This is a genomic window from Aquimarina sediminis (assembly GCF_002895435.1).
Taxonomy (GTDB): Bacteria; Bacteroidota; Bacteroidia; order Flavobacteriales; family Flavobacteriaceae; genus Aquimarina; species Aquimarina sediminis.
This window is the reverse complement of record NZ_POYJ01000001.1, coordinates 937,580-959,681: the sequence shown is the minus strand read 5'-3', so window position 1 is coordinate 959,681 and position 22,102 is coordinate 937,580. Positions and strand designations below refer to the sequence as shown.

Below are 22,102 nucleotides of genomic sequence, written 5' to 3'. Positions count from 1 at the left end.
TATAATAATACATTAACTATGTATGTTTGGTAATTTTTCTTTGAGGTTTGCCCTTTCACTCATGTTTGCAGCAATCCTAAGAAATTTCAATTTAGGAAGACTCTTTAATATTTCAATAGTTGATGGGTTTTTAATTACTTTTGAGCAACCTATTAGGTAAAGAAAAACAATATTTGGATGTCCTTCAAGAAAGTTAATATGAGTTAAGCCTTTATTTTCGCTCAAATTTAGAAAAACTAGTTGTTTGAGTTCTCCTGCCAAGTTAAAATTTTTAAACTTATTGCATTTTTTTATGCTCAGGTATTTTACATTACTCAGGCTTTCTAATCCATTAATAATTTTCAGCTGCTGCCCTCCGATAACTTCAAAACCTTCTAAGGTATTATCCTTGGGTACTATTATTTCCACAGCATTCCTGCACCGGGATATATTTAGTTTTCGTAACGCATTAAAGTTGCTAAAATCTAATCGATAGCTTTTGTCTTCAAACAGGGTTAAAGAGTGGTGTTCAGGTTTCAGTTCTTTATACTGAAAATACGCTTCCATTTTTCCTCCGAAGATTTTATCTTTAATAGAATTTTGTGAACAAATACTCTCGTATACATCATGAAAATAACTTTGATAGGTAAACATAGATAGTGCAGTAAAATCTTTTGCGCTTTCTAATTGAGGATGCTTGTATAAATGAGAGATTTCTTTCCATGAATCAATTCTAGGAAATGTTTTTTGCCATGTATCTGTTTCTTCTAATCCAAACCCGTCGGGTGCGTTTTTTATGATACTTATGTATTTATTATTCATTATTGATTTTTAGAAACAAACTCATTTTTTCGTTCGATAATTGATGTTCCTTTCCAAGGTATGAACATTTGATTTTTATGTCAAATTAATACCTAAAAAAATGTAAATGATGTGTCACTAACTTTGTAAATAAGCGCATACCTTTCAGAAAGGCTAAATTGCCTTAGATTTTTTTATACAGTATCAGGCAATGGCATCTTTTAGTTGTTCCATAACTGTTTTTTCTCGTTTTGATAATTCGATTAATATTTCAGAAGCATGATTTACATACTTAATGTCTTTTGTTTCTCCTATTTCAATGAATAAATCTGCAACATTTGTCCATAATTTAGCTATTGCATCGTACTCTTCGCTTAGTATAATTAATGCCTTAGAATTAAGGAGTTCTCCACTTTCTTTAATAAAATCGCGATATATTTTTCTGAACAAAGAACCTCCTGTTCCTCCTTTTTCCATTAAAGAAGCTGAAGTTTGAAAATCCTTTTTTATATCCTTACTGGTTTCAAACCACTTCTTAATCTCTGTACTTGTCTTAAGTATTCCTTTGTAGCCAATATTCTTTATAGGTGGATTTAAGAAGTCATTGGCATTATTGCGAATCGCATGTTTAATTGCAATTTTTAAATTTGGCATTTCTCCTTTTTTAGAAATAGTATATGAAAGGTTTTTAGAAGACATAGGACCTCTTTCGTTTCTTGCTAACGCCAAATTTTTTAATGTTGTTTTAGCATTTCTACCTTGCTGATTCGTATCATTTAGATATGCTAATTGGTCATCATAACCATAGATTGAGGCATAGTGACCTGCAAAATGAATTTTTGTGGTAAAATAATCCAAATGATAACAGTCTAACTTTAGACCAACTGCTTTCCCTTTTTCTATATTTTCCTGAACATTTCTCCAGGCTTTTTTTATTGATGAAGTTTCTTTTACCTCTAAATCTAAGTTTAGGTTTCTACAAATATTCTCCGTTAATACGTCTGGTTTTACTCTACCACCGATAAATGGAAAATCCATGATTTTCATATTCCAAAAAATATACCCTAAACCTTCTCCAAGTCCAAATAGCATGGGTTCTGACAGGTTAATATCAAGTTGATATAGTAAACTTCCTGTAGTTGTAGTTTCGCAATGTTGCCCATTAAACGGCTTAAAATTTTTGATTATCATACAATTTGTTATTTACTAATGGCTAAATTACGATGGAGTCATGACAACCCTATGTCAACTTTGGTTGATAGTTTTCAAATAATTTTTTTGAAAGGTCAAAAATCAGTTACATTTTTAAATGTACTATTGGTTAACTTATACTCTGATATTCTATCGAGTCTGAATTCTGTAAATACTTCTTTTTCTGTTATATCTCTAATTATTATAATTCATAGTATACCAAGCTGTCCATGTATAGTAGTCTTTAGTAGTTGGAGGTTGTTGTCCAGAGAATTTATAACCAACTTCAGAATCATGCCCTAAAATTTTTTCCATAAACTTTGCAGAAGTATAACTGGTATAACTACTGACTCATCATTCTCTTTTGAATAAAAAATATAATTTAAAATAACCTCTAAACTATAGGGTAAATACCAAAAACGGGTATTGATTATAATCTTTGTCAGGTACTTTTAATGATTTACTATAAGAAAAGGCTGAGTCAATATTTTATTGCCGTTTTTATAAACACATAATTCTCTATCACCTCTGTTGTTAAATATGCATTCATATTTATAATCTCCATTAATGAATTCATAGCTTATATTTTCGCCACGATATCCATTCAGAATTTGTTTTCCGTTTTCGATTATTAAATCAGGTTTTTCATTCATTTCGGCGTTAATTGACCAAGAGGCATATCTATACTTTCCGTTACTTAACACATCTATTCTAACTCTAAATTTTTTGGTCTCTGCTAGTAGTATAGGTTGTTCGAATTCGCCCAGGCTATTGTGAATCGAATTTTTATCGGCTTCAATTATTTTTTCTCTAATAGTTTGTTCTGTATCAGATAGATTTAAAGAGAGTAATCTGCCATCATAATCAATCCAAAGCGCCCCTCTGTTTAGCATTATTCCTCTCCAACCTACAGCAGACCAATCTTTATTCAAGTCTGATTTGGTAATCGTTTGTGTTAGTTTATCATCAAAAATTTTATCATATCGCTTCATAAAATCGGTTTCATCTTTTATATGAGGAAGAGGATATCTTCTTTTAAAAGGAAATGCGATAAAGGTTTTTAATTTTTCGATATTCCTATTTTCAATACAATCAATAAATGTTTTGATAACATCCTGATGTTCTTTTTTCATTTCTTGGGACGAAGCCAGGCTAAAGGCGAAAACAATTAGTATAAATGTTAATTTTTTTTTCATCATTGTGGGTACTGTTTGTAATAAGATTATGTAACTGTCTTAGTAGGTTAGCTATCAATTAGTAGTTTATGCTAAGCTATTTTTTATTCATTAACTATATTTCCTGTTTTATATTTAATGACTTTTATCATTTTACCTTGCTTATTATAATCACACCATTCTCCTTCTTTTTGACCATTTTCGTAATTACCTTCTTGTTTTAGAATGTTTGTTTTATAATAGTAGTCCTTGTATTTGCCATTGCCAAGTGATCCGAAATTAGTATGGTAAAGTAAGTTTCCTTGGCTGCCATATATTCTATATTTACCTATCATCAGACCATTATCCCAGTTTTCTGTCTTGATTACTTTTCCTTTGTATGTGGTTTTCCAGAGACCTGTTTTGTATCCATTTTTAAAAGAACCTTTTTCATTAATATTTATATTAATATAATTTTTATTGGGTAAGTCATATTTTAATGTTCTTTTCTTTGTTCCATTTTCTGAAACCTCAATATCACCTACATTTTCATCTTTAATATAGATATTGATGTTATAAACTCCGTTAAGTGGTTTTAAATCATCTTTATATTGATAATAAGAAATACCATTCTTATTCTCTATTTTAATATCGAAAGATAAAATAGGTTTCGTAATTGGTTCGAAAACTTTTTTTTGAGAAAAAGATAGAAAACTACATAATAAAACTAAAGAAAGAATATTTTTTTTCATATTAGCTGATTTACGGTTTATAAAACTTTATAATATGGTCTTGCATAGCTATCCATTGATATTTCCAAAATGATAATCTCTTATGAGAGTTTCGAGGAAATAAAATCTTTTGAGTTTTTATTATCGATTATTTTTTTATTCGTTTACTTAGATAATATACTACTGCCGTGATTCCCCAAATAACTAAAAAATCTATTATTAAATTCCAAATGTTCCAAGAAAATCTTAATTCATCTGGAGCAGTAAAAAATCGATTATAATATTGTAAAGGAAAACCAATTTTTAATTCAGGGAAACCCGAAGTAAAAACAAAGTTTAAAACAGTCAAAAATGATATTGAAAGAAAGATCAAAATTGATACTACAGTTACTGAAATTATTTTTTTCATCTAATAAGAGTATTTAGCGTATGTCATGTTTTCCTTTCATTAATTTTTTACCCTCTTCCTTTCTTTGCAGATTACGCGTATTAAAAATTTCGGAACCCCGATCATAAGAAATCGAATTCAAGATTTGTTCAAGTTCTTCCCTAAGTTCATAATCAGAATTCAATATGATATCGGCGTACCTATGTATATATATCTTATGATTTACTCTTTTTAATTAGACCAACGATTGTTGTATGACTATGTGATTATCTCGATGGGTTAGCTATCAATTAGTAGTTTAGGCTAAGCTGTTTTTTTATTCATTAACTATATTTCCTGTTTTATATTTAATGACTTTTATTATTTTACCTTGCTTATTATAATCACACCATTCTCCTTCTTTTTTACCATTTTCGTAATTACCTTCTTGTTTTAGGGTTCCTGTTGTATAATAAAAATCTTTATACTTGCCACTACCATTTGATCCAAAATTGGTTTTATAAAGTATATCTCCTTTAGAATTATAAACTCTATATTTCCCCAAAATTAATCCATTGTTCCAGTTTTCAGTTTTTACTAGTTTGCTTTCATATGTGGTTTTCCAAAAGCCATCCTTGTAACCTTTTCTTATATTACCTTGCTCACATAATCCAGAAAAGTTATAGCTGTTTACAATATCAGTATCGGTATCTAAATAAGTTTCACATATCTCATATTTACTGTTAAGTAAATGATTGTCGGACTTTCTATTATAAATAAAAACCCCTTGTTTATTATTTATCAATATTCTATGTGAAGATGTAGGGATAACTGGTTTTTTTACTTCTTGTATTTGCGCATTTAAATAGCTATTAGTTATTATCCAGCACCATAGTATCGTAAAAGCTATATATTTCATTTTTTATAAAATTTTATAATATCATCTTGTAATGCTTTCCATTGAAATTTCCAAAATGATAATCTCTTATGAGAGTTTCGAGGAAATAAAATCTTTTGAGTTTTTATTATCAATTAGATTTTGGAAATAATTGTCAATATTTTTAATCATCCAAAGCTTTTAAAATATCTTCTACTGGGATACACATGGGGTTGGAGAGGTAGGGTTTGTATGAATCTAAATAGAAGGGTTTGTATATCTTACAAGGCACACAAGTTAAATTTTCAAGTAACCTTTTTATTTCTTTTTCCTCCAAAAAACTAGTTTCACTTCCTTGACTTTTGGATGTTTTAAATGCTACTTCTGCAATATAAGTGTATGGTTTTTCAGGGATATTAACTTTTTTGTTTTCCAAAATGAAACCAGATAAAGCATTATTAGATTTTCTAAGGTTTTCTACAGTAAAATTGACATTTTTATTTAATGGACAATACATTAAAGAATTAATGAGAGTACTATCTAATTTTATGTTCGTATTGAAATATATATTGTATAAATCAGATCTATTAGTGGTAGGACTCTTTTCGAAATCCAAAAATTGGATTTTTGTTTCTTGTATATTATTGTCCAAACGGCAGCTGATTGAAAATACCAATATTAAAATAATGAGTGTGAAGTTAATTATTTTCATTTAGTTTCTAAATATTTTTGTATTGCAAAAAGTAACTGACTAGAAGATGTTATGCTATTTTTGGTTATGTCTTCATTGAACATGTTTCCTGATTCTCCATGACTATATTTAGGATGCTGTTCAAAGATATTTTTTAATCATCCAAAGCTTTTAAAATATCTTCTACTGGGATACACATTGAGTTAGAAATATAGGGTTTTCGAGTATCCATAAAAAATCTATTTACTACTTTACAATTGATACATTCTATTTTTGAAATATGGTTTTTGAGAAACTCTTTACTTAAATATTCTTCACTACTATGATCAGCGTTATAGAATATTACCTCTGCAGTGTAATAATGCAATTTTTCAATTTTGGGTGAGCTCTTCACTTTTTCAAATGATCCTGACAAATGTGGGTTGTTAATACCTGTAGCTTCTATACCAAAATCAATATTTTCATTACTTAGAGAACAAAATAAGTAAGGATCTCCTCCTATTTCTTTTAATAACGAATCAATTGCAATATCAGATGAAAAATTCACATTATAAATATCCAGAATAGGATGCTTTTTGTCAATAGGTTTAAATTTTAAATAATTTAAATTGGCTTGAGGTATATTATGATCTTTTGAACAGGAAACAAAATAGAATATTCCTATGGACACAGTCAAAAGTGCTATTTTATTTTTTAATGATTTCATTGTGTTTCTATAAAATTATTAATAGAATTTGATAGTAAGCTAGAAGCGGAAATTGTTGCCTTTACGAGTATTTCATTAAGCATTTTCTTGGCCTCACCATGACTATATTTGGTAATGTGTAGCACATGAATATCTTTTGGATCAGGAGTCCATTGTCTACCTGCATCTGCCACAGCATCATCTACAATATAATTTTCTGGGTGAGTATAAATATTGATCCAGTAATTCATCTTAGGTTTTGGTGTACGCATATGAATATCCGAAATTATTTTGATATGTTCTCCTGCTCCTACAGGATCAAGAGTAATTAATACCTCTACCATATATCCCATATCAGTAAGTATTTGGGATAAATGCGCCCCATTCCATCCACCTAAACTATGCCCTACAATATTTACTTGTGTACCATCTTTATTGGGTATTAGACTTAGTACATTAATTCTAATATCTTCCTCTCCTTTTACCTCATTATATCCAAGGAATTTAGAATGATACTGAGTGTGTAGTATTTTCTTTTTAAAGTCAGTTCCTACTCGAGACATATTATTTGTAGGACCAGAGCCATAAAAAGGCTCCTTATCCCCAGCACCGCCAATAAAAAAGGTGACTACCTGTTTGTAAGTTGCTTTGGTATTTATATTTGGGTTAAGACTGCCTATGTGGGCATAAATAGTTGCTGTTTGTTTGCCTTTGGTTACTTGTATTGGTGTTTTTAACAGTCCATCCTCATACGTGCCTCCTGTGGTGAGTTGTTGAGTAGTACTCTCATCATCATAACTGGCAGACCATTGTATCTGGCTTAAATCATCACCTTCTTCATAATTTTTTAAAGTTGCATGATAAAAGTATTCATGCTTAGGGCTAATATATTTTATCTTGTTTCCTGCTTCATCAAACGGTCCCTCTACTTTGATTACTTTTATAGCTTCTTCTTCCTCATCTGGCGTAGTTAGAGCTACCTCATCACTAAGAAACGCCGTTACTCGTCTAGGCGTAGTATATTTACCTCGGGAGTGTGAATCTTCGATTCCTGCAGCCGTGATTAGTAGGGTTTCTGTAAGTGATTCTGTGCCGTTTGCCTTAAAGTCTGTACGATCATAGGTTACATAGCAATCAACAAATCTAATCCTACGGGGTCTGCTACCGGGCATACTATTGGTATATTCCAGAATGATTTCTTGTATCTGTTGGGTGGGGTGTATCGCCTTTTCAAAAAAGTAGGTGTCTTTTGTAGATTCGATCACAGCTAATAATCCTGTATGAAAAGGTCTCGAGGTTGGTCGCCCTGTCTCATCACTACCCTGTGTTATACTGTGACTGGCTTGTAGTACATTATACACTTGCCCATCGGCATATAATTTGGCAATAATGCCCATGTTTTTGGTTTTAAGAGTTTTTAAACCTATAAATCGTATGGGTAGGATGGCTTAAAAATACAAAACTTTGATTGACTACTCAATGGATTATTTGCTTAATATCACGTTTGCTTTTTTACTCGATTCTTTTTTGTACTTTTGAAATGCGAACATATTTCAATTTTATTATCAATGGTGTACTTATCACAATTACGTCTTAAACAGAAAATCTTGGGGGAGCATACGGGTGAAAGTCCCGAGACCTATCTAAGCACCGCTTGGAATGTGTTCGCAGTGACTTCCCTTTTTTTGAATTTTATTAATCTTAAATTTTCATTCTTATGCGAACACAGAATGGTCAGGAAACCTGCACTTGCTTAAAAAGTAAGGCTGGTAAGACAGCAATCTCACAACCTTTAACTGATGAGGAAAAAGAATTCCTTAGTTATGTAAAATTTCACGGATTAGATAGCTTTATTAGATCTCTAAAATTGATTCATGACATTTCATTGTATCACTCGGATTACCTGATTGATGAACATGAAAAAGTTGCCCTACATGATGTAAAAATCTTATGGGAAAGGTTTGAGGGGTTGGATAAAGCTTAAACTTGGTATTCTATAAAGGAGGTTGTTGTTTGTGAGATGACCTCCTTTGTATAGGAAGTGGTGTAGAGTTATAATAGGTTATCGTTGAAATATTGACAACTTTTATTAAAGTTGTTGACAATTTAACAATCTAAAATCACTATTATTAATTAATTAGAATATTAAAATATTGGATTTTTATTACCTAGGTCTTGGGAAAAAGGCTTTGCATAGGAACCATTGTTAGAATTCGTTACTTTTCATAAGGTTATAAGCTTTTAGTGCTATATCCACCCCTAATTTTGGAACAACCATCAATTTAGCTATTTTAGGGTTCAAATATGTCTTAAAATATGGTATTTCTGGATTTTTGTAAATATTTCGTTTAGTCTCAGTTAATGATTCAGAAACGGTTAGTATGCTGAAATAGTCAAACCATTTATTTAATACCTGTTTTTCGTCAGCTGCAGATAAAATAGAGCATTCTTTGTAAACTGAGCCAATAGCCCAACTTAAGTAATGTATGCAATTAAACAGTCTTAAATAGTTCGCGAAATTATAATCTACATTATCACTTAATTTGTGAAACATTATGTGTCTATTAAAGCTATCCTTAATATTTCTATTTTTCGTATTAGCATAGAGATTATCTTTTAGATACTTTACAAATTGATTTGACCATAATTCATAATATTCTCTATGTTTTTTTAATATAGATTTTTCTTGATTTTTATCAAAATATTCATTGTTTCTTATGTTAGATTCATACCTCTTATTTAAGTATTCTTTTTGTAGATTAACATAATCTGCAGTTAAGTAATTGAATACTTTTAAAAGCTCCTCTATATTAATTTCGCTCTCTTTGTGAATACCTTTTTTTTCTACCAATAGTTTTCTTAATGTCCCCTCAATAATAGGCAATAATGTGTTTATTGCACCATTGAAATCCTTTTGTAAGCATAAAACTACTGATTCATTTATTGATTGTTCATAATCTTTTAAAAATGGTCGCGTAGCAAAGAATCCATCTATAAAATGTATTGTTGACCTTAAATTTAAAAACCTTTCTGCAAAATGAGTTAGTATTTTTTCATCAATATTATCATTTTCAGAAATTATTCTTCTCAGCTTATTAATTTCAAATACTTGTACATATGGATGTAAGAAAATCCAATTTGATTTTCTCAGGCTTTCATTTACTTGATCAAGCTTTTTTACTTGTGAGATTTGCTTGTTTATATCTTCAATTTCTTTTTTGTAAGCTTTTTTCAAAGTAGAGTATTAATGAATGCTAACATCTCGGCTATGGTTAGTACGGGATTAAAATGTGATTAATTTCCGATTAAGCACTTAGCCAAAACTTTTTATTTTGTTTTAATTTTTCATTTTCAAAGCCAAGTCAAAAGATTCGGTGGATATTATAAGAATAGACTAAACTAAACTTTGGATTGAACATCAAAACCCGTATTAATAATAGGTTTTGTTTGCCAGTTTTTTATTCAAATTCAATTAATTCTAATTCATCTAATATCTGCTTTTCGTCTAAGAAATAACTTGAAGAAAAAGTATATCCATTTTTTATTTCATTTTGATAATCACTATAAATATTTATTTCTATCTCAGGTGATTCAAATGTCTTACCTACATATACAAAAACATTTGATAAATCTGTAATATTTGGAGTGAAATAAATTTTACTATTGATTTTGTTTTTACTTTTTAAAGTTTCGATTTTTTCTAAATCCGTATTAAAAATTATTAAATAATTTCTTAAATAAGATTTAGGATATTTGTCTTTAATTGACTCTAATATAATTTTATCAATCCTGTCATTTGGATAATTTTCTTGTTGCGGATACTCTTTTAAGAGTTTTTCAATTCTACTTCCTGTATATTTGTCATCCTCTTTTTTTTGTTCCAATAAATTGTAAACAGTAGAGAATTTTCTTTTATAAAAAACATTTCCAATAGTTGTTTCACCATAATTTTTATCGGCAACAATAACTATATGCTTCAAAATTCTACATTCTTCAATGTCTAATCCTTTAATTATTCTTTTACTCATTTATTTTGTGGTTAACGTTTTATGTATAAGTCGTTATATCGCGATAGGGCATTATGACTTTATATATTTGTGCTTGGGTAAGTATTTTTAATCCACACTTTAGATTTTTTACTCACTTTACTATTTACCTTTATTCCAATTTCTCCGTTACTTATTTCCTCTACGGTATCATCATTTAATTTAAGTCCAATAATTTTTAGTTTTCTAAAACTATTATTTTTTTCAATAAATAGATAGTTCCCAGTTTTAAGTTTAACATCATTAATTTTAAGAATAAAAACTTCCCCTTTTAGAAAAATTTCATCTACTGTACCAATAAGCTCAATATTTTGAGGTATAAAAGAGATCAAACCATAATTATATATTACTTCTCTTGCTTCTTCTTTTGTTATTATTTCATTCTGAATATCATAATATAAATTAAATAATTGCCATGTTGTTAATAAACTTCTTTCATCGTTGAGAGCATCATTTTTTTGCTCCTCTGTAAATGGTGGATTTTCTCTTTCGATTGCGGGTAAATGCCTTTGATGATTTACAATATATAATCCAAAAACATCAAACTTTCCTCTTTCCTTTGCTCTACGATACTTTATTTTTGAAATTTGACTACACTCCGAGTCTTTTGAGGTTCCTCCAATACCTTTTACTTCAATAATCAAAAGCCCTTTTTCGTTTTCAATTTGGATATCTTCTTCTTTTATTTTAGTTGCTTGAGTATCCATGTCTATTACATTTTCAAAACCAAGCCATTCTAAAAAATTAATAACTGCTGCAACCAATTTATCACCAGTTTCTGTAATGATATCATGTAAAAAACCATACTTCTTTAGGTTTTCTTCTATTTCAATTTCTTTTTGTTTAATTTTTCTTTGATATTCTTTGAAAATTAATTCCTTTTCATTTAGCAGGTTTAAATGATTTGGTAAGGCATATTCAGTTTTATTTGTCCATTTCTTTTGATTAGAATTAGGAAATAAAGAGGGGTGAGCAGTCGGAGCAATAGACTGAAGGAACTCTAATATAAAATCAGAATTATCTTCTAATATAGGGAATAAATAAAGCCTTAGTTTATCGTCGAAATATGTAAATGAAATTATTTCGTCACTTTTATTTTTCAAAATCGGATGAAATCGAGGATCGAGTATTTGTTCTTCATTATCCCAAACAGTTGGATAATGATAGATATTTTCATAAGTAAAATCCGAATTATATTTTTCAAGAAAATTGCCGAACTCATTATTTTTAATAATTACTTCGGTTTCTTTTCCAAATTTATTTTGTTTAAAGGGGAAGATCGGCATGAATTCATATAAACTATATTTATTTCTGGTTAGTAATTTTGAGTGATCACCATTTTTTTTGACAAGCTTATATTCAATATTAATATTTTCGTTTTGAAAAACTATAATTATGCATTCTCTCTTTAATATTTCTTTAATTCCTTTTACTAAAAATTTTGATGCGAATCCGCGAGGATCAAAAATGGTTTGTGGATGCCTACATTCCAAATAATTATCAACTTCAGTTTTGTTAACAGTTCTTGTATGATCTTCTTTTTTATAATCAATTGTATCTTCATTTGACAAATCCACAATTACAATTTCAAATTCATGAATATTTGGTGGAAAATCCTTATTTGGAAGACAGTACTTGAACTCGTATTTTTGGTTTTTCGTGTCTACTAATTTTCCCAAACTGCCTTCATAAATATTGAAACCTTTTTCTTTCAAAGCTTGATTAGTCTTTGTGGTTAGGTTTAGTGTGAGAATTTGAGGTTTATCAATCATTTTTTTTATTTTACACTAACGTTTCTTGTATGGTGCGTTTGCTTCCCGAAGGGAGCAAATGAACTATACAAATTGTTGTCAATATTTTTTAAAATATAGTTTTCATTATTTTATCCGTACCATTTAAAAGCTCTGAAATTTCCTCTTTTGTTGGTTCCCGATCCTTAAAATGATCACATAAATTTCTCAAATCAGCAAGTCTTTGAATAAATCTCCAATCAGGAGTGTCATAAACATCATTTGTTTTTAATAAGTCATTATAACTTGCTATTGATGGGTTCTTTTTCTCAATATTAATATTGTGATTTTCAGTAACTTGATTTAAATGTTTCTCTATTAAAACACCGGCTATTGCTCCCGAAGCTCTTAAAAACCCTTTCTTTAATAATTCTTTTGCTGAATCTAATTCTGTGTCAAACAAATCAGCTTGCACTATTTGTTTAATATCGAAAAGAGAACTTTTTAGTTTGTTTTCTGCCGAATTTAAGATATCTAGTTGTTGAACAAATTTAGGATAGGCAGCGGACCTGTCAGCTATAATTTCATCACCAATTTTTCTAACAACATTTATTAAATAATCAGAAACAGAATAGTTTGTGTATTCTAATTTTTTTCTGTTATCATTTTTATAAAGAATTTTAAAATCATCTAGTCTATGAGGAATTAGTTGTTTGATAACTTGAAAAGCTTCGGAGTACCATTGTTCGTAATTTCTATTGAAGTCAATTGGTTTTATTGTTTCTAAAACCTCTTCTTTATTTGGTATGCTGTCCAGATTTCCTAAATCTTTAACTATTCCTAACTGAAGTTCTATTCCAGTTCGTTGTAACCTTTTGAGATCTACTTTAATTTTTTCAAGATTAGTTTTCATCTAATTATTGATAATGCAGGAGTATAGTCACCAAAGTAACTACATCTCCAATATTTAAGATACACAGCCACCTAAGCAACCATACACCAAGTCTATATTTATTCGAAAGCCTGAATTTAAGAAAGTTAGCACCACGAAGATTACGGTAAAACCACACTTTTTAAATTATTTTAAAAATGATTTTTTGTTAAAATTGGGGTAAAGTAAAAGTGTAATTGTCATAAAATTAAATAGTTAAGTTTTTAAGGTTCAAAAACACAGAATTTTGGCTAATAATGGTGTAGTTTTTGTGTCCGTTTTAATAATTCCTAAGAACACCCGTTTTACGGAAAACCGTAATAACCATAGGAGGTACGAAAGGGTAGTGGTGATGAAATGTATATAGGTGTGAGGGGATATTTCCAACTTTTTGATGTTGGGTAGCTAATGTTTGGTTTGAGTGCTTCGAGAAAAGCTCAGTGACCGCTCACTTCGGCTACGCTCAGTGACCGCTACACTTCGGTAGCACTTCGACAGGCTCAGTGTGACAATCCAATATATCGATCTATGTTCTTTTAAAACTACATTTTGTTACAATAATTTGGTACGGAGAGCACTCTTATTTAGAATGATTATTGCCAACTGAATTTTGTGCTGGATTTTCCGAGACGTTTTCCAGAGCTCTGGATTTTGTGCCGGATTTTCCGGGAAGCTTTCCAGGGCTCTGGATTTTGTGATGGGTTTTCCGGGAAGCTTTTCAAAGCTCTGGATGTTGCTCTGGGTTTTCAGAAGCAATCTATAAAACTCTGAATAAGTATATCGGGAATAAAACACTTCATACTGCCATCTTTGTTTAGCTTTTCTCTCCCGAGGGCTGAGCGGAGCCGAAGCCCGGTGTTATGAAAACTATATAACTTATACATCACGAAGCCTTACCCTTCGAGAGCACTTCGACAAGCTCAGTGTGACAACTCAGGGTACGAACTACTTACTTTGTATTCGTGTCGAGGCTGAGGCTCTCGAAGCCCGGTGTTATGACAACCGAATGCCTACCTTAATAATAAACCACATAGTACAATTCCGCTTTCACTTCGGCTACGCTCAGTGACCGCTTACACTTGAGAACACTTCGACAGCACTTCGACAACACTTCGACAACACTTCGACAAGCTCAGTGTGACAACTCAGGGCGCAAAATTCTTATCGTATTGGTAGTCGCTCTTATTTGCAGTTATAAAGAGTATGGTAATGCTATTATTTGCTAACTTATGTAGATGAGTAGTACATAAGCTAACAAATAATAACAATTATAAGTGTTTTAAGTATTGGTATAGTATAAAAAACCTGGTAGAGTAGGTTATTCATTCACTATTTCTTCCATAGTGTGGTATACATTCTGCACATCGTCATCTTCTTCGATCTTTTCTAGTAGCTTTTCTACATCGGCAGCCTGTTCTGGAGTAATTTTTTTGGTTACCTGTGGGATTCTTTCAAAACCAGAAGACAGGATTTCGATTTCACGGCTTTCTAACTCCTTTTGGATGGTTCCAAAACTTCCAAAGGGTGCATAGATTAATATTCCATCATCATCCTGGAATACCTCTTCGGCACCAAAATCGATAAACTCTAGCTCTAGTTCTTCTGGATCTAATCCTTCTCCATTGATTCTAAAGTTACAGGTATGGTCAAACATAAACTCTACAGATCCCGATGTACCCAGGTTACCATCACATTTATTAAAATATGATCGTATATTGGCTACGGTTCTGTTATTATTATCTGTTGCTGTTTCTACCAAAATAGCAATACCATGGGGAGCATACCCTTCAAAAAGAACTTCTTTGTAGTCCCCTTGTTCTTTGTCAGAGGCTTTTTTGATGGCTCTTTCGATATTGTCCTTGGGCATGTTTACAGACTTGGCATTCTGGATCACTGCTCTTAGGCGAGAGTTAGTGGAGGGATCAGGTCCTCCTTCTTTTACTGCCATTACAATATCTTTACCTATTCTAGTAAACGCTTTTGCCATTGCTGACCAGCGCTTCATCTTACGTGCTTTTCTAAATTCGAAAGCTCTTCCCATTATGCTAGTTTTAAAAATCTGAATACAAACATAAGTAGAAACCAAGTTTTTGACAAATGTTTGTGTAACTTCAATATATTAGAAATAATATTACTCCCCCTCGATAATCGTATCGATGATTTTGGCAAGCGTAAAATCCTTTTCTGTAATGCCACCGGCATCGTGCGTAGAAAGGCTAATCTGTAATTTATTATACACATTAGACCAGTCTGGGTGATGCTGTAGGGCTTCAGCTTCAAAAGCAATACGAGTCATAACAGAGAAGGCATCTTTAAAATCAGTAAACTCAAAGGTAGTATGGATCGCATTATCGTGATACTCCCAACCATCTACATCGTTTAATTTTGCTTTGATTTCAGATTCTGATAATTTTATCATTAGTATACTATTAGGTATTTGTTAATTACTATTTGTTTCTTATTTATTGAGTCCTAGCTCATCCCGCAAGACCTCATCTTTATTGCTGTTCTTTCCCCAATATGCGGATTTTATACTTTTGATCTTCGTCGCTTTTGTCGTAAGCTTCTTTGCATTGGGACCAAAACCACTTTTGTAGGTTTCTTCCCAGTTTTCGATTTCATAAGGAAAAGAGCTGGTAAAGGTAATACTTATACTACGATCCAGGTCAGGATACTCTAGAGTATATGTAGTGATGTCACCACCTTTTTGGATAGAAGCTTTGGCGGTATATGCTTTGATTTCTTTGTGCCTTAATCTGCAATACTCAAAAGAAGGGATAATCTGGAGATCACCTTGTGGTAACTCGTTTGGGTTAATCCTGATTTTTGCCCACAGTTCGTTTTCTAATATTGCTTTATCTAATGTAAATTCCTGATCTGCCTCACTCTCAAAATAGGAGTGGGATGTGATTTCAAACTGCTTTTTGTTATTTAATTGAGCGTATACATGCCCACACCATTCTTGCATCGAATTAGATACCTTAATCGCATGGCGATTATCGGCTACGGGATAAAATACGCTCTGCATGGTAGAGTAGGGATAAATCCCGGTATTAAATTTTTTGGTAGCATTAAGTTTTAAGACGGGTATGTTATCATCATTTTGGCGATCTGCCTTTACCTGTACCTTGGGTAAAAAATCTTCGGTAACATAGATAAGTACTGCCGTTCCCTTTCTTATTTCGCCATATCGTGCTTGTTCTAGCTGATAGGAGGTTATTTCTGCTTTACCGGCATACCAATATTTTTTAAAATCTTCAGAAAGCGCTTTTGCTGGCTTCTCTTTTTCTATCGTGGGTTCTTCTGTTACTATAGTGGTTTTGGCGGCTTTTTCTGCTTTAATATTGCTACAGGCGATAATGACAAATATGCCCAATATCGCAAATATGAAGACTAACTTTTTCATACGAATAAATTTAGTTTAACTATTTGATTTTTAATTATTTGATAAGAGTGTCTTAACAAGCGTTTTAGATTCGACAACTCTCGATTTTTCTCATTTCCTTTTTTAGAGGCGATTACTTTGCTGTAATAAATCCCTCTATGAGGGTTTCATAATAGTATTTTTAATAGCAAATTACAACAAACCTAGGATTTGGCAAGTGTCGTTAACGTTTCGTAAACAAGATGGGTAGGAAGTCCCATTACGTTAAAATAGCTACCTTCGATATTTGATATCCCGATAAAACCAATCCACTCCTGTATGCCATACGCTCCGGCTTTGTCCATAGGTTTACAGGTGTTTACATAATAGTCGATTTCTTCTTTAGAGAGCTTTTTGAAGGTTACTTTGGTAGTCTGATGTACTACTTTTATCTGATCCACCGTTTTAAAACATACCGAAGTGATCACCTCATGGGTATCATCGGATAAGGAGGCAATCATACTGGCAGCTTCTTCCAGGCTTTTTGGTTTCCCTAAGGCTTTGTTATTATGCCAAACGATAGTATCACTGGTAATCAGAATATCGTTTGGCTGTATATCTGTAAAAGCAGCTGCTTTGAGTTTAGCCAGATAATCTGATATTTCTGCTGCCTTAAGGTGATCAGGATATATTTCTTCGATTTCCTTTAGTTGTATGGTAAAATCGAGATTTAGATCTTTAAAAAATTGCTGCCTTCTGGGAGAACCAGAAGCAAGAATTATTGTTTTATTGGCTAGTATATCCTTTAACATGCAGATTATATTAAAACAAATTGATAGAGTAACAATGAAATAGAGGCTATGACCAAAACTAGCTTGAGAATAAGACGCAAGTGTATAAATTGCTTGTCGGATTCTGCACTAAAACTTTTGATCATAAAGTAGAGCAGTGGGGCAACCACAAGAGCCAACACCAGAATAACCGCTTTACTATTAGAAAAAAGATAGGTATAGATATAATAAATCACGGCTGCGATAGGTAGAAGCGTTAACACCCCGATCAGTTTTGTGGTTCTGCTTTTTCCCAAAACAATAGGAACAGTGCGTATACCAACATTATGATCTTTATCTATGGTCAGGCAATCTTTTACAAGCTCTCGTAGGATAACTATGATAAATGCAAATATGGCATAATCCGTAATGATAGAGAAAATAACGGTTTGTGACGCTCTGTTTTTTTCGGTTATAGCTGGTAGAAGATCAAAAATCCCTACTACAATCAGACTTAATGCTGCCAGTAGTGCAATAACAATATTTTTTACAGCAATAATTTCTTTTAGATAAGAGGCATAGATGTAATACACTACAGAAATAATAATAAATAATGCCGCAAATCCTGGTCTACTGATAAGATTAGCTAAATAAAAACCAATAAGAACACCAATGATATTAAAAACAATAAATAATCGATTAGCAGACTTCTCAGTAATCGATCCTTGCAGTAAGCTCTTGGCACCAGAATCCTCCCGATCATAGATCTCAATAATTATATTACCCGCCGCTGCGATAGAGACAGTAGCAACCACTAGCATGGTAATACCTATCCCATTGAGCGTAATGGCTATATTAAAAGGCTCAAAAAGACCATATTTAATACAGAATTGAGCAAGGGCAATAATAAGTAAGTTATCAAATTTTATAAGCTTTAAATATGGAAGCATAGAAGTAATTGGTTAATGAGTCAGCAAATGTAATAATTAATCCCAATTTTTACACCCGTATTATCAATGTCGTTTAGTTAAGAATGGTTGGAGGTCAGAAGTTGGAAGTCCGAGGTCCGAGGTCGGAAGCCTTTTGGAGGTATTAGGCACTAAAACACGAATTTGCATTTTCCATTGTCTTCGATATGCCTGTCCTGAATATTTTGTCTAAGGGTTTAAACTGACGACTTCGGACTTCCAACTTCTGACCTCCAACACCGGGCTTCGGCTCCGCTCAGCCCTCAAGGGCTAACCCCGACATTACAATCCACTTCGAGCTTCCGACACCCGACTTCTGTCTTCTGACCTCCAACACCGGGCTTCGGCTCCGCTCAGCCCTCAAGGGCTAACCCCGACATTACAATCCACTTCGAGCTTCCGACACCCGACTTCTGTCTTCTGACCTCCAACACCGGGCTTCGGCTCCGCTCAGCCCTCAAGGGCTAACCCCGACATTACAATCCACTTCGAGCTTCCGACTTCGAGCTTCCGACTTCGGACTTCCGTCTTCTGACCTCCAACACCGAGCTTCGACTCCGCTCAGCCCTCAAGAGCTAACCCCGACATTACGATCCACTTCGAGCTTCCGACTTCCGACTTCCGACCCCTGACTTCTGTCTTCCGACCTCCAACACCGGGCTTCGACTCCGCTCAGCCCTCAAGGGCTAACCCCGACATTACGATCCACTTCGAGCTTCCGACACCCGACTTCTGTCTTCCGACCTCCAACACCGAGCTTCGGCTCCGCTCAGCCCTCAAGGGCTAACTCCGACATTACGATCCACTTCGAGCTTCCGACTTCCGACTTCCGTCTTCTGACCTCCAACACCGGGCTTCGACTCCGCTCAGCCCTCAAGGGCTAACCCCGACATTACGATCCACTTCGAGTTTTTCGACTTCCGACTTCCGTCTTCTGACCTCCAACACCGGGCTTCGAGAGCCTCAGCCCTCGGGAGGGACTCAGCCCCACATTACGATCCACTTCGAGCTTCCGACTTCCGACTTCCGATACCCGACTTTTACAAAAAGACTATTAACACAGATACCTCAAGCCCTTATTATTAAGAGAAGCCCAGCTTTATTAACGTTAATGGTGGGTTAATGGCATTAGATTTTATTGAATCAAGGGGAGCTTGTTATACTTTTGATACCATCATCAATCAAAAAACGAACTATTTTGAAAATCAGCATTATTACCTTTTTTATCGGATTAACCACTTTTGCACAATCCAAATATCAAAAAGATTTTACAACGTATTGGACTACTGTAGACTCCTATTTTGCATATTTTGATTCACAAAAAGTAGATTGGCAAAAGGCTAAAACGATTTATCAACCCATCATTGATACGATAAGTAATACTGCTGATTTTATTAAAGTTCTTGAAAAAGCAAACAATGAGTTGCATAACGGGCATATAAGCCTAAATACAAACCTGCCATCATCACACAGGTTAATCCCTACAGGAACAGATATCTGGGTGTCTTATAAAGACAAAAAGTTTTTTGTAAGTAACCTGAGAGAAGGGTTTTCTGCAGAAAAATCAGGAATAAAACCGGGTATGCAAATCACTTCATTTAATGGAGTTCCTTTTGAAAAAATAGTAGCTCAATACTTACCAAAAGCAACAGAAAAACATACCAAATCCATGTATGAGTATGTGGCTAATATGATTATCGCCGCTACTCATGATACAGATCGGGTATTGAAAGTTAATGACTCATTAACATTCAATCTGGATAAGGTAAAAAACCTAGAATCTGGTAGTTTTATAGAAACAAAGATGCTCTCTGATGCTATTGGATATATAAAATTCAATAATTCCCTTGGAGAAGAGGGAACAGTAGCAGCATTTGACAAAGCAATGCTTGGTATGAAAAATACTAAAGGGTTGATAGTAGACCTTAGAGAAACCCCAAGCGGTGGCAATACTACAATCGCCAGAGCGATTATGGGAAGATTTATAGATGAAGAAAAACCCTACCAAAGGCATAGCTTTACTTATGAAGAAAAGTTATATGGAGTAAAAAGAAATACCATAGAACTGGTTGCTCCCCGGGGAGAAGTGTATAGCAAACCGCTGATAGTGTTATGCGGCAGATGGACAGGTAGTATGGGAGAAGGTATGGTGATCGGTTTTGATGCCATGGGCAGAGCAGGAATAGTAGGAACCAAGATGGCAGGACTACTGGGGGCAATATATAGCTATACGTTGCCAGAAACCAAAATAGGATATCAGATCCCTGTAGAAAAGTTATTTCATGTAAATGGAACGCCAAGAGAAAATTTTAGACCTAAACATTATATCTTAGATCCTAAAGAGCAACTTCAAAAAGCTATAGAACGTATTCAGATATCATTATAATGAAGCAAAAGATAAACATATTAATTGTCATGTCGATTTTGGCATTGGTTGCACTCTGCGGAATTCAGGGATATTTGATTCATAATACATATCAATTAAAAAAAGATGTATTTATAAAAGAAACCAAGAAATCAGTGTCTAGTATAGATAACACCAAAGAAATAGATTCTCTGGCAGAGCTATGGTATAATCAATTGGCAAAAAACCTGACAGAGTATAAAAAAAATAACCTTCTCAAAAATGAGACTATAGAACGTTTTAAGCCTTTTACAGACTCATTAAATGATATTTTTAACCAGTATTATAAAAAAGAAATTAGTAAAGCTGATTTAGGATATCCATTACAATATAAAAAAACGATAAAGAGTATTATTATCTACGATAATGATGTATTAGATACTATTTTTTATTCAGAAAAGGGAAATAACTACTTTTTGTTTGGGGAAAATTTTCCTGAAGAAGAAGGTAATGTAATTAGTAATGCAAGGTGGTTTACAGAACACGATTATGAAGATGATAGCGATGAAGGAGAGATTTTAAAAACGACTTTGGATGTCGAAATTAAAACACAGGATGCCATCAATATTATTGGCTGGAAAAAAATTGTGTTTGGGCAGATGACAAGCCTTTTTATATTTTCTGTAGTACTACTGTTGTTTGTTGTAGTATTGCTTTTCTATTCGATAAAAAGCTTAATTCAGCAAAAGAAAATAGCAGATGTGCGTAATGATTTTATTAATAATATAACTCACGAGCTCAAAACCCCGCTGGCAACATTAAGTATCGCTTCCAAAAGTATAAGAAATAAAGAAATACAAAGTTCTCCAACACTATTTTCTAATGCACTGGATATACTGGATCGTCAAAACAACAGACTGCAAAAGCTAATTGATCAGGTAATGAATAATACACTGGGATCAGAAGAACTACTGTTGAAAAAAGAAAGAGTGTTGGATAACGAATACCTCAACAATGTTATTGAAGATTTTAAGCTATCTGTTAGAGATAAGGATGTAGCTATTAATACAAAGATAGAATATAGAGATGCATATCTTGATATAGATAAGTTTTTGGTCACCACTGCCTTATTTAATATTATGGATAATGCAGTAAAATATGGGCAGGATGAAGTTGTAATAGATATTAAAACAGAATTAACCAAGACAGGATATACCATTTCGATTAAAGATAATGGTATGGGGATTCCTGAAAAAGACCAACCCAATATTTTTGATAAATTTTATAGAGTACATAGTGGCGATGTGCATGATGTAAAAGGGCTGGGGCTAGGGTTGTTTTATACAGATCAGATTATTAAAGCACATCAGGGAGAAATTAAGGTCGAAAGCAAACAGGATATTGGAACAACATTTATAATAACCATACCAACGATAAAAGAATAATGAAACGAGCCACAACAAGAATTTTTGA

Annotated in this window: 21 protein-coding genes; 3 read left to right on the top strand and 18 right to left on the bottom strand. The window is 32.8% G+C overall.

Annotated elements, in window-relative coordinates:
- Positions 1-12: 12 nt before the first annotated feature.
- The 9 genes from C1X07_RS04230 to tssD form a co-directional block, all read right to left on the bottom strand.
- A complete protein-coding gene (locus C1X07_RS04230) occupies positions 13-801 on the bottom strand; it encodes a leucine-rich repeat domain-containing protein (RefSeq protein ID WP_103068697.1) in 789 nt (262 codons plus the stop codon).
- Positions 802-984: 183 nt separating this feature from the next.
- Complete coding sequence (locus tag C1X07_RS04225) at positions 985-1,971, bottom strand: BtrH N-terminal domain-containing protein (RefSeq protein ID WP_103068696.1); 987 nt, start codon at positions 1,969-1,971, stop codon at positions 985-987.
- A 452-nt stretch (positions 1,972-2,423) separates the two neighbouring features.
- Positions 2,424-3,170, bottom strand: a complete 747-nt coding sequence (locus tag C1X07_RS04220) for a hypothetical protein (RefSeq protein ID WP_128755192.1) — start codon at positions 3,168-3,170, stop codon at positions 2,424-2,426.
- A gap of 80 nt (positions 3,171-3,250) precedes the next feature.
- Positions 3,251-3,877, bottom strand: coding sequence for a toxin-antitoxin system YwqK family antitoxin (locus tag C1X07_RS04215; protein WP_103068694.1), 627 nt, complete (start codon positions 3,875-3,877; stop codon positions 3,251-3,253).
- A gap of 127 nt (positions 3,878-4,004) precedes the next feature.
- Positions 4,005-4,265, bottom strand: a complete 261-nt coding sequence (locus C1X07_RS04210) for a hypothetical protein (RefSeq protein WP_103068693.1) — start codon at positions 4,263-4,265, stop codon at positions 4,005-4,007.
- Between the two features lie 295 nt (positions 4,266-4,560).
- Positions 4,561-5,142: a toxin-antitoxin system YwqK family antitoxin gene (locus C1X07_RS04205; RefSeq protein WP_103068692.1), complete on the bottom strand. Its 582-nt coding sequence runs from the start codon at positions 5,140-5,142 to the stop codon at positions 4,561-4,563.
- A 142-nt stretch (positions 5,143-5,284) separates the two neighbouring features.
- On the bottom strand, positions 5,285-5,716 hold the full coding sequence (locus C1X07_RS04200) for a hypothetical protein (RefSeq protein ID WP_128755191.1): 432 nt from the start codon (positions 5,714-5,716) through the stop codon (positions 5,285-5,287).
- Positions 5,717-5,945: 229 nt separating this feature from the next.
- A complete protein-coding gene (locus C1X07_RS04195; RefSeq protein ID WP_103068690.1) occupies positions 5,946-6,497 on the bottom strand; it encodes a hypothetical protein in 552 nt (183 codons plus the stop codon).
- The gene (gene tssD / locus C1X07_RS04190) at positions 6,494-7,873 is read right to left on the bottom strand and encodes a type VI secretion system tube protein TssD (protein WP_103068689.1); all 1,380 of its coding nucleotides are present in this window, start codon (positions 7,871-7,873) and stop codon (positions 6,494-6,496) included. Before tssD ends, C1X07_RS04195 begins: the two co-directional genes overlap by 4 nt.
- Positions 7,874-8,193: 320 nt before the next feature.
- Between tssD and C1X07_RS04185 the strand changes: the two genes are divergently transcribed.
- The gene (locus C1X07_RS04185; protein WP_103068688.1) at positions 8,194-8,460 is read left to right on the top strand and encodes a hypothetical protein; all 267 of its coding nucleotides are present in this window, start codon (positions 8,194-8,196) and stop codon (positions 8,458-8,460) included.
- 222 nt (positions 8,461-8,682) lie between these two features.
- On the opposite strand, the gene C1X07_RS04180 is transcribed toward C1X07_RS04185, so the two are convergent.
- The 9 genes from C1X07_RS04180 to C1X07_RS04140 all read right to left on the bottom strand — a co-directional run bounded on the left by C1X07_RS04180 (position 8,683) and on the right by C1X07_RS04140 (position 18,267).
- Positions 8,683-9,711, bottom strand: coding sequence for a hypothetical protein (locus tag C1X07_RS04180; protein WP_103068687.1), 1,029 nt, complete (start codon positions 9,709-9,711; stop codon positions 8,683-8,685).
- A gap of 223 nt (positions 9,712-9,934) precedes the next feature.
- A complete protein-coding gene (locus C1X07_RS04175) occupies positions 9,935-10,504 on the bottom strand; it encodes a hypothetical protein (RefSeq protein ID WP_103068686.1) in 570 nt (189 codons plus the stop codon).
- 59 nt (positions 10,505-10,563) lie between these two features.
- The gene (locus C1X07_RS04170; RefSeq protein WP_128755190.1) at positions 10,564-12,237 is read right to left on the bottom strand and encodes a hypothetical protein; all 1,674 of its coding nucleotides are present in this window, start codon (positions 12,235-12,237) and stop codon (positions 10,564-10,566) included.
- A gap of 145 nt (positions 12,238-12,382) precedes the next feature.
- Positions 12,383-13,165, bottom strand: a complete 783-nt coding sequence (locus tag C1X07_RS04165; protein ID WP_103068684.1) for a carbohydrate kinase family protein — start codon at positions 13,163-13,165, stop codon at positions 12,383-12,385.
- Positions 13,166-14,501: 1,336 nt separating this feature from the next.
- Complete coding sequence (locus C1X07_RS04160; RefSeq protein ID WP_103068683.1) at positions 14,502-15,224, bottom strand: YebC/PmpR family DNA-binding transcriptional regulator; 723 nt, start codon at positions 15,222-15,224, stop codon at positions 14,502-14,504.
- Between the two features lie 90 nt (positions 15,225-15,314).
- A complete protein-coding gene (locus tag C1X07_RS04155) occupies positions 15,315-15,602 on the bottom strand; it encodes a 4a-hydroxytetrahydrobiopterin dehydratase (protein WP_103068682.1) in 288 nt (95 codons plus the stop codon).
- A gap of 39 nt (positions 15,603-15,641) precedes the next feature.
- Positions 15,642-16,589: a septum formation inhibitor Maf gene (locus C1X07_RS04150; RefSeq protein ID WP_103068681.1), complete on the bottom strand. Its 948-nt coding sequence runs from the start codon at positions 16,587-16,589 to the stop codon at positions 15,642-15,644.
- Between the two features lie 182 nt (positions 16,590-16,771).
- Positions 16,772-17,359, bottom strand: a complete 588-nt coding sequence (locus C1X07_RS04145; protein ID WP_103068680.1) for a Maf-like protein — start codon at positions 17,357-17,359, stop codon at positions 16,772-16,774.
- 5 nt (positions 17,360-17,364) lie between these two features.
- Positions 17,365-18,267 (bottom strand): geranylgeranylglycerol-phosphate geranylgeranyltransferase, encoded by a 903-nt coding sequence (locus C1X07_RS04140; RefSeq protein WP_103068679.1) that lies wholly within the window; start codon positions 18,265-18,267, stop codon positions 17,365-17,367.
- 1,216 nt (positions 18,268-19,483) lie between these two features.
- Between C1X07_RS04140 and C1X07_RS04135 the strand changes: the two genes are divergently transcribed.
- Both C1X07_RS04135 and C1X07_RS04130 read left to right on the top strand, forming a co-directional pair.
- Complete coding sequence (locus C1X07_RS04135; RefSeq protein ID WP_128755189.1) at positions 19,484-20,671, top strand: S41 family peptidase; 1,188 nt, start codon at positions 19,484-19,486, stop codon at positions 20,669-20,671.
- Entirely contained in the window at positions 20,671-22,074 is a 1,404-nt protein-coding gene (locus C1X07_RS04130; protein WP_103068677.1) for a sensor histidine kinase, read from the top strand. Before C1X07_RS04135 ends, C1X07_RS04130 begins: the two co-directional genes overlap by 1 nt.
- Positions 22,075-22,102 lie beyond the last annotated feature (28 nt).